The 9,433-nt window shown below is 60.3% G+C and carries 7 protein-coding genes and 1 rRNA gene; 6 read left to right on the forward strand and 2 right to left on the reverse strand.

Going from position 1 to position 9,433, the window contains the following annotated elements; translation table 11 throughout:
* From KGB28_RS06060 to KGB28_RS06085, 6 genes are read left to right on the forward strand one after another with little or no spacing between them, the layout of a single operon-like run.
* On the forward strand, positions 1 to 1,443 hold the full coding sequence (locus KGB28_RS06060) for a mannose-1-phosphate guanylyltransferase/mannose-6-phosphate isomerase (RefSeq protein WP_223443454.1): 1,443 nt from the start codon (positions 1 to 3) through the stop codon (positions 1,441 to 1,443).
* Entirely contained in the window at positions 1,444 to 2,241 is a 798-nt protein-coding gene (locus tag KGB28_RS06065; RefSeq protein ID WP_223443457.1) for an ABC transporter permease, read from the forward strand.
* Positions 2,241 to 3,500 (forward strand): ABC transporter ATP-binding protein, encoded by a 1,260-nt coding sequence (locus KGB28_RS06070; RefSeq protein ID WP_223443460.1) that lies wholly within the window; start codon positions 2,241 to 2,243, stop codon positions 3,498 to 3,500. The genes KGB28_RS06065 and KGB28_RS06070 overlap by 1 nt, the downstream gene beginning before the upstream one ends.
* The gene (locus KGB28_RS06075; RefSeq protein WP_223443463.1) at positions 3,497 to 4,873 is read left to right on the forward strand and encodes a glycosyltransferase family 4 protein; all 1,377 of its coding nucleotides are present in this window, start codon (positions 3,497 to 3,499) and stop codon (positions 4,871 to 4,873) included. The genes KGB28_RS06070 and KGB28_RS06075 overlap by 4 nt, the downstream gene beginning before the upstream one ends.
* Complete coding sequence (locus tag KGB28_RS06080) at positions 4,857 to 5,987, forward strand: glycosyltransferase family 4 protein (RefSeq protein ID WP_223443466.1); 1,131 nt, start codon at positions 4,857 to 4,859, stop codon at positions 5,985 to 5,987. The genes KGB28_RS06075 and KGB28_RS06080 overlap by 17 nt, the downstream gene beginning before the upstream one ends.
* Positions 5,988 to 7,118: a glycosyltransferase family 4 protein gene (locus KGB28_RS06085; protein ID WP_223443467.1), complete on the forward strand. Its 1,131-nt coding sequence runs from the start codon at positions 5,988 to 5,990 to the stop codon at positions 7,116 to 7,118.
* Positions 7,119 to 7,215: 97 nt separating this feature from the next.
* Here the strand turns inward: KGB28_RS06085 and mrdA are convergent, their stop codons facing one another.
* A complete protein-coding gene (mrdA, locus tag KGB28_RS06090; RefSeq protein ID WP_223443469.1) occupies positions 7,216 to 9,108 on the reverse strand; it encodes a penicillin-binding protein 2 in 1,893 nt (630 codons plus the stop codon).
* Positions 9,109 to 9,308: 200 nt separating this feature from the next.
* A 5S ribosomal RNA gene (gene rrf / locus KGB28_RS06095) occupies positions 9,309 to 9,424 on the reverse strand.
* Positions 9,425 to 9,433 lie beyond the last annotated feature (9 nt).

Here is a 9,433-nt window from a genome sequence, read left to right on the forward strand (position 1 = left end):
ATGCTGATTCCCGTGATTCTCTCCGGCGGTGCCGGGACCAGGTTGTGGCCGGTGTCGCGTGAAGGCCATCCCAAACCGTTCATGGCCTTGCCTGACGGCCAGTCGCTGCTGGGCAAGACCTATCAGCGTGCTGCGGAGCTGCTCGACGGCTGGGGCGATATCGTCACGGTGACCAACCGCGAGTACTACTTCCAGAGCAAGGATCACTTTCGGGACGCGCACCTGGGCCGGCATCGCGGGCACTTCCTGCTGGAGCCGACGGGTCGCAATACGGCGCCGGCCATTGCCGCCGCCGCCCTATCCCTGCAGGCCCTGCATGGTGACGACGCGATCATGCTGGTCATGCCCGCCGACCACCTGATCGTCAATGTCGACGCGCTGAAGGACGCGGTCGAGCATGCCGTGACATTGGCCAGGCGCGGTCACCTGGTGACCTTCGGTGTCGTGCCGACCGCTCCGGAAACCGGTTTTGGCTACATTGAAGCCGGCACATCGCTGGACGATAAAGGCGCTGCCCGCGTGCGGCGCTTCGTCGAAAAACCCGACCTGCAAACCGCGACGCATTACGTGGAAAGCGGCAACTTCCTGTGGAACTCCGGGATGTTCTGCTTCTCGGTCGCCAGCCTGCTGGCCGAACTGCAAACCCATGCTCCCGCCTTGCTGGAGCAGACGCAGACCTGCATGGCCGCCAGCGCCGCAGTGGAAAACGCCGGGAGCCTGCAACAGGAACTGTCATCGGCCCTGTTTGGCGAAATCATGGACATTTCCATCGACTACGCGTTGATGGAGCGCTCCGACAAGGTGGTCGTCGTGCCGGCCCGTTTCGACTGGAGCGACATCGGCTCCTGGGGTGCGGTGGCTGCGCTGGTACCGGCGGATGCACAAAACAACCGCGCAGTTGGCGAGTCGATTTTCATCGACAGCCACAACAACTTCGTCCAGAGCGATAACCGTCTGGTCGCGACCGTGGGTGTGGATAACCTGATCATCGTCGACACCGCCGACGCGGTGCTGGTGGCCCACGCCGACCGCGCCCAGGATGTGCGCCGGGTGGCCAGGCAACTCAAGGACAAAGAGCACGAAGCCTATCGCCTGCACCGTACGGTCAGCCGGCCATGGGGCACCTACACCGTGCTCGAGGAAGGCCCGCGCTTCAAGATCAAACGCATCGTGGTCAAGCCCGGCGCCAAGTTGTCGCTGCAGATGCACCACCATCGCAATGAACACTGGGTGGTGGTCGAAGGCATGGCCAAGGTCACCAACAATGGCACCGGCACGCACCTGGTGGCCAAGAACGAATCGACCTTCATTGCTGCCGGTCACAAGCATCGCCTGGAGAATCCCGGCGTGATTGACCTGGTGATCATCGAAGTGCAAAGCGGCGAATACCTGGGGGAGGACGACATCGTCCGCTTCGAAGATCAATACGGCAGGACGGTTTGAATGCTGCGTAATCTTTACCAATCGCTGTGGAGTTACCGGGGTTTCATCCTCGGCAGCGTCAAACGGGAGTTTCAGGCGCGTTATCGCAACTCGCTGTTCGGTGCCTTGTGGACCGTGCTCAATCCGCTGTCGATGATCCTGGTCTACACGGTGATCTTCTCCACCATCATGCGCGCCCGCTTGCCGGGCGTGGACGACGGGTTGGCCTATAGCGTGTACCTGTGCGCCGGCTTGCTGACCTGGGGACTGTTCGCCGAGATCACGACGCGCAGCCAGAGCATGTTCCTGGAAAACGCCAACCTGCTGAAGAAAATCAGCTTCCCGCGCATCTGCCTGCCGGTCATCGTGCTGCTCAATGCCGGGATCAATTTCGCGATCATCCTGGGGTTGTTCCTCGGCTTCCTGCTGATCAGCGGGCGGCTGCCCGGCATGGCGTTGTTGGCGCTGGTACCGCTGCTGGTGCTGCAAGTGATCTTCGCCGCGGGGCTGGGGATGATCCTGGGCGTGCTCAACGTGTTTTTTCGCGACGTCGGGCAGTTTTTCGGCATCTGCCTGCAATTCTGGTTCTGGCTGACACCGATCGTTTATCCGCTGTCGATCCTGCCGCCGGGCGTCCAGCCCTTTATCGAGCTGAACCCGATGACAGCACTGATGAACAGCTACCAGAACCTGTTTCTCTACAACCAATGGCCAGACTGGAGCTCGCTGGTCCCGTTGCTGGTGATCGGCCTGTTGTTCTGTGGGATGGCGCTGCGGCTGTTCCGCCAGCGTGTCGGTGAAATGGTGGACGAGCTCTGATGGGACATATACGTGTCAGTGGCCTGGGCAAGGCCTACAAGCAGTACCCGAATCGCTGGAGCCGGTTGTTCGAATGGCTGGTGCCGTTTTCCCGCACCCGGCATCAGTTGCACTGGGTGCTGCAAGGGGTCGATTTCGAGATTCAGCCGGGCGAAGCCGTGGGCATCGTCGGGGTCAACGGAGCCGGCAAAAGCACGCTATTAAAGATGATCACCGGCACCACCCAGCCGACCTGCGGCGAGATCCAACTGCAAGGTCGCGTGGCAGCGCTGCTGGAGCTCGGCATGGGTTTCCACCCGGACTTCACCGGTCGGCAGAACACCTTCATGGCCGGCCAGTTGCTTGGCATGCAGGTGGAGGAAATCGAAGCGCTGATGCCGGAAATCGAGAGTTTCGCCGAAATCGGCGAGGCCATCGACCATCCGGTTCGCACCTATTCCAGCGGCATGCAGATGCGCCTGGCATTCAGCGTGGCCACCGCGCGGCGTCCGGACATCCTGATCGTCGATGAAGCGCTGTCTGTGGGTGACGCCTACTTCCAGCACAAAAGCTTCGATCGCATCCGCAACTTCCGCAAGGCCGGCACCACCTTGCTGATCGTGTCCCATGACCGCTCGGCGATCCAGTCGATCTGCGACACCGCCATCCTCCTGGAAAACGGGCGCATGGCCATGCGCGGCAAGCCCGAAGAAGTGATGGACTACTACAACGCCATGCTCGCCCAGCGCGAGGGCCAGACCGTGCGCCAGGAAATGCTCGCCAACGGGCAGGTGCAAACCATTTCCGGGACAGGCGAAGCAGGCATTCTCAGCGTCCGTCTGCTTGACCCCAAGGGCCGTTCGGTGGAGGTGGCTGAAGTCGGCCAGGCGATGGTTCTGGAAGTGCAGGTCGAGGTGCGCCAGGACATCGAGCGGCTGATTCTCGGTTTCATGATCAAGGATCGCCTCGGTCAGCCCATGTACGGCATCAATACCCACCGGGTCGACAAAGCCCTCACCGACCTGAGTGCCGGCGAACGCGTCACCTACCGTTTTGCCTTCGACATGCGCCTGGGCAAGGGCAACTATTCGGTGGCCCTGAGCCTGTCGCGACTGGACTCGCACCTGGATCGCAATTTCGAATGGCGTGACTACGGGCTGGTCTTCCACGTGATCAACAATCGCCAGGAAGACTTCGTGGGTTGCTCCTGGCTCGAAGCGCAGACCAGCGTGACCCGTTCCAGCGAAAACCTGGTGGAAACCGTTGGGGTGACGCGATGACCAGACTGTTGGTGGAATGTACCTACGTTTTCGAACACCCCGACGCCAACTCGGGCATTCAGCGGGTCGTTCGCAATGTGATTCAGCAATTGCCGGTCGCAGACGCCCAGCGTGAATGCATTCCGGTGGTGATGATCAATGGCGCGTTGTTCGAGGTGAAAAGCCTGGCGCCCTTGCCGACCGTCAAAGTGGATCTGGTGAGCCTGCGGGTGAAGCTCGAACAGTTCGCCAATCAGTTCTGGCTGCGCCACCGCGCGCTGGAACGACGCCGTCCTTTCAGCCAATCGAAGTTCGCCCGCAGGGTGCTTTACGTCGGTTGCCGTCTGACCGCGTTCGCCTGCCTGAGCCTGCCGATGCGCCTGCTCGACCGGGCACTCAAGGGCCAGAAGGTTCCCGAGCGCTGCGTGCCATTGCAGCATCGCGCCGGCGATCAATTGGTGCTGCTGGACTCGTCCTGGCACGCCAACTTTTTCCCCCTGGCCGAGCAACTCAAGCGTGACGGGGTCGGCATCGTTTCGGTGATCTACGACCTGATTCCCCTGACCCACCCGCAGTTCTGCGACGCCGGGCTGGTGAAGGTGTTCAACGAATGGTTCGACTGGATCGCCCGCACCGCCGATGGCTACGTGGCGATCTCGACCACCATCCGCGATCAGGTTCGCCAGGAGATGACCCGCAGGATTGGCACCGCGCAGGTTCAGCAACGCTGGTTCGACTATTTTCACCTCGGTTCCGAACTCGACCTGACCGATGCCCGGTCCGCCGTCGACCCGGGGCTGCTGCAGATGTTCAAGACGCCGGACCCTGTGTTCCTGATGGTCAGCACCATCGAGCCGCGCAAGAACCATGCGTATCTGCTGGACGCGTTCGAGCGCGCCTGGGCGGCCGGGTCCAAGGCCCGGTTGTGCATCGTCGGCAAGATTGGCTGGAAGTGCGAGGCGCTGATCGAGCGTATTCGCCAGCATCCGCAATTGAACCAGCGCCTGTTCATGTTCAACACGCTTTCGGACAAGAGCCTGGAACACGCCTACTCCCACGCAACATCGCTGGTGTTCCCCTCCTACGTCGAAGGGTTCGGTTTGCCGCTGGTCGAAGCCATGCAGCGAGGCCTGCCGGCCATGGCCAGCGACATCCCGGTGTTCCGCGAAATCGGCGGTGAGTACATGGCGTATTTCGACCTCGCCGACCCGCAGAATCTGGCCGACCTGGTCATCGACATGGAAAATGGCGACGCGTTTCCAGCGCCCCTCAACCTGGATAACTGGCGCTGGCTGAGCTGGCGCGAGGCGAGTGCGCAACTGGTCGATCGCATCCAGCGCAACCTGCACAGCGATGCGAAGGTGCCTGAGAGTCAGCATGCGCATTGCCCTTAACGCCCGCATCCTCCAGGCGCCGCGCACGGGCATCGGCCACTACGTCGCCGAACTGGCGAACGCCCTGGCGGATGAACCGGATATTGAACTGGCGCTGTTTCATGGCTGGGGCTGGAGTGCTGTGCTGCCTGAAGCGGCCATGCCCGGTTATTCCCGGCTGACGCCATTGCTGCGGCAGATTCCGGGGGCCTATCAGGCCCGACGGTGGCTGGAGCAGAAACGCTTCGATCAAGGCCGCGCGCAAGCCATCGACCTCTACCACGAACCCAGTTTGTGGCCGCTGTCGTTCGACGGCCCGACCGTCATCACCCTGCATGACCTGACTCACCTGCACTATCCCGAAACGCAGCCACCGGCGCGCTTGCGAGAAATCGAACGGCGCGTGGCCGACGGCGTGCGACAGGCAAGTCTGATTCTTACCGACTCGCAGTTCATTGCTGACGAAGCCCAGGCGCATTTCGGGTTACCGGCCGAGCGATTTGTCGTCGCTCCGCTGGGTGTAGCCGCGCGTTTTCACCCGCGTTCCCCCGAGGCTATCGACGCCGTACTCAATACCCATGGCGTCGAAACGCGGGAATACTTCCTCTGTGTCGGCACCCTGGAACCGCGCAAGAATCTGTCCCTGGCCCTGCGCGCCCACGCCCGATTGCCGGAATCAGTCCGTCAGCGTTTTCCATTGCTGATCGTCGGCATGGCCGGCTGGCAGCGCGAGCAGTTCAGCGAAGAATTGCACCAGGCCCTGGCCAGCGGTCATGTCTGTTTGCTGGGCTATCTACCAGACGAACACGTTGCGCAGCTGTTGGCCGGCGCCCGGGCCTTGATTTTTCCGTCGCTTTACGAAGGTTTTGGCCTGCCGGTGCTGGAGGCCATGGCCTGCGGCACACCGGTCATTCTGACCAGACGTTCGGCCATGCCCGAAGTGGCAGGCTCTGCGGGTAACTATGTTGAACCGGATGAAACCGACGGCTTGCGCGATGCAATGAGTCGTCTGATCGAGGATCTAGCGCATTGGCAGGCATGCCGAGAAGCCGGATTGCTACAGGCAAGGCTTTTTACCTGGCAACGCTGCGCACAAGTCACGGCCAGCGCTTACCGCCAGGCAATGGGAGGTTGAATGCGAGTTCTTCATTTTTTCAAGACGTACTTGCCTGACTCGGTCGGCGGGATCGAACAAGTGATTTTCCAGTTGTGCGAAAGCGGTGCCCTGCACGGCGTTGAAGGCAAGGTGCTGACACTCAGTGCCGATCCGACACCGCCGGTGATGCAGATCGCTCAACATGAAGTCCATCGAGCCAGGCTCGACATTCAGTTCGCCTCTACAGGGTTTTCCTGGAGCGTCTTCAAACAGTTTCGCGAGCTGGCAGCCGAGGCCGACGTGGTCAATTACCACTTTCCATGGCCGTTCATGGACCTGGTGCATTTCACCAGCGGCCTGAACAAACCCAGCGTGGTGACGTACCACTCGGACATCATCCGCCAGAAACAGCTGCTCAAACTTTACCGGCCGCTGATGAATCGCTTTCTGCACAGCGCCGACCGGATCGTCGCTGCATCGCCCAATTACCTGCACACCAGTGATGTGCTGCAACAGTTTCAGGACAAGACCCGAGTGATTCCCTATGGACTGAACAAGGCAGGTTACCCACAGCCTGACAGTGATCGAACGGCCCACTGGCGGCAAAAACTCGGCGACAAGTTTTTTCTGTTTGTCGGTGTGATGCGCTACTACAAGGGTTTGCACATCCTGCTCGATGCCCTGAAGGACCTGGATTACCCGACAGTGATTGTCGGTGCCGGCCCACTGGAAGTAGAGCTGCATGCCCAGGCGGCCGCCTTGGGTTTACGCAATGTTCACTTCCTCGGTCGTCTGGGGGACGAGGACAAAGTGGCGCTGCTGCAACTGAGCTACGCCATCGTGTTCCCATCGCACCTGCGCTCCGAAGCATTCGGCATTTCGCTGCTCGAAGGCGCGATGTATGGCAAACCGATGATCTCCAGTGAAATTGGCACCGGCACCAGTTACATCAACATCCATAACGAGACCGGGCTCGTGGTGCCGCCGAGCAATCCATCGGCATTTCGTGAGGCGATGCGCACGCTTTGGGAAAACCCGGTGCTGGCGGCGCAAATGGGCGAGAAGGCGCAGGCCCGTTATCAAAATCTGTTCACAGCGGACGAAATGGGTCGCAAATGGGCGGCGTTGTATGAGGAACTGCTGGAAGAAAAAGCCCTCGCCTACGCCTGAGGCTGTACAGAAGATGAGCCAAGCCAAAACGGAGTTCCTCGAGAGCTTCCAGCACATGCTCAACATCCGTGAGCCTGTGCTGTGAAGCCGTGAGGGTTCAGACGTGAGGATCGCCCGGCGCCTTGTTCGGCACGGCGTACTGCGGCTTGAGGTGCCCGTCCTGATCGAGTAGCCAGGCGTCCATGATCTCCCGCACCACGGGGCCTGCGACGCGACCACCGGCCTCACCGTTTTCGATCATCACCGAAATTACGATCTTCGGATGCTCGGCCGGGGCAAAACCGACGAACAAGGCATTGTCGCGGTTACGCTCGCGGGTTTTCTCCCGGTTGTAACGTTCGCCCTGCTTGATCGCCACCACTTGCGCGGTACCACTCTTGCCGGCGATACGGTACTGCGCGCCGGCCGCCGCCGCCCGGGCAATCCCGCGGGCATCGTGCATCACCATCTGCATGCCGTGGTTGACCTGCTCCCAGTCACGAGGGTCCTTGAGCAGGATGTTCGGCATCGGATGCTCATCCACCGGTGCGACACCGTCCACGGTTTTGGCCAGGTGCGGGCGATTCCACACGCCTTTGTTGGCAATCAGCGCCGTGGCCTGGGCCAACTGCAGCGGCGTGACCTGCATGTAGCCCTGGCCAATGCCGAGAATCACCGTCTCGCCCGGGAACCAGGCCTGACGGCGGGTGGCACGCTTCCAGGCCTGGGATGGCATCAGGCCGGGGGATTCTTCATTCATGTCCAGGGAGACTTTCTCACCCAGTCCGAACATCGCCATGTAGTCGTGCAGGCGATCGATACCGAGCTTGTGTGCCAGGTCATAGAAGTAGGTGTCGTTGGATCGCATGATCGCCGCATCCATATCCACCCAGCCGTCGCCGCTGTGGTTCCAGTTGCGGTACTTGTGATCGAAATCCGGCAGTTGGTAATAACCGGGGTCGAACACGCGGGTCTGTGGCGTGACGACACCCGCATCGAGGCCGGCGATTGCCACTTCCGGCTTGATGGTCGAACCCGGCGCATAGAGACCACGCAGCACACGGTTGAACAGCGGTCGGTCGATGGAGTCCCGTAGTGTCGAGTACTCCTTTGAGCTGATACCGGTGACGAACAGGTTTGGATCGAAACTCGGGTTGCTGACCATGGCCAGTACTTCACCGGTCGACGGATCCAGCGCGACCACCGAACCACGGCGATCGCCCAGGGCATGTTCGGCGGCTTCCTGAAGCTTGACGTCGAGGCTCAGGACAATGTTTTCGCCGGGCACCGGGTCGGTGTGCTTGAGCACTCGCAGCACGCGGCCCTGGGCATTGGTTTCGACTTCCTCATAACCGACATGGCCGTGCAGCTGCGACTCGTAGAATTTTTCGATCCCGGTCTTGCCGATGGATTGGGTACCTCGGTACTCGACCGTATCCAGAGCCTTTGACTCTTTCTCGTTGATACGTCCGACGTAGCCGACCGAATGAGCGAAGTGCTCGCCCAATGGATAGTGTCGAACGAATTGCGGCTCGACATCGAGGCCCGGCAGGCGGAACTCGTTGACGGCGAGTACGGCAATCTGTTCTTCGCTCAGCTCATAGAACAACGTCACGGGTACGAACGGATGACGTGCCTGCTTCATTGCCTTGTCGAACAGCGTGCGATCTTCAGCGGGCAAGTGCAGGAGATTGACTACCTCGTCCAGCTCTTCGTTTACATCGCAAGCACGTTCGCGGGTGATGGTCAGGTTGTAGCTGGGACGGTTGTCTGCAAGGAGTACGCCGTTGCGGTCATAGATCAACCCGCGGGTCGGCGTAATCGGCAGGACATGTACGCGATTGTTTTCGGAGATGGTCGAGTGATAGTCGAACTCGACTACCTGCAGGACATACATACGCACCACCAATGCACAGGTGACAGCGGCAACGAACAAGCCGCAGGCCAGCAGCCTTGTATTGACCAGGCGTGTCTCTTTCTCGTGGTCCTTGATGGGTATCGGTCCGGGCATTTCTACAGCAGCTCTTTGAAAAGAATGCCGATCCGTGGGCGCAAACTCAGTCCATTAAAAATGAGCTGCACCTTAGCAAAAGCGCGAAGTCAGGTTTATGTGATTTTTTTTACAATGACCATGTAGGAGCGGGCTCGCTCCTACATGGCGGACAAAAACAAAACCCCAACTGCTTTCGCAATTGGGGTTTCGGAATTTAATCTTGACGATGACCTACTCTCACATGGGGAAACCCCACACTACCATCGGCGATGCATCGTTTCACTGCTGAGTTCGGGATGGGATCAGGTGGTTCCAACGCTCTATGGTCGTCAAGAAATTCGGG

The organism is Pseudomonas sp. BF-R-19 (assembly GCF_019956445.1).
Taxonomy (GTDB): Bacteria; Pseudomonadota; Gammaproteobacteria; order Pseudomonadales; family Pseudomonadaceae; genus Aquipseudomonas; species Aquipseudomonas fluorescens_BH.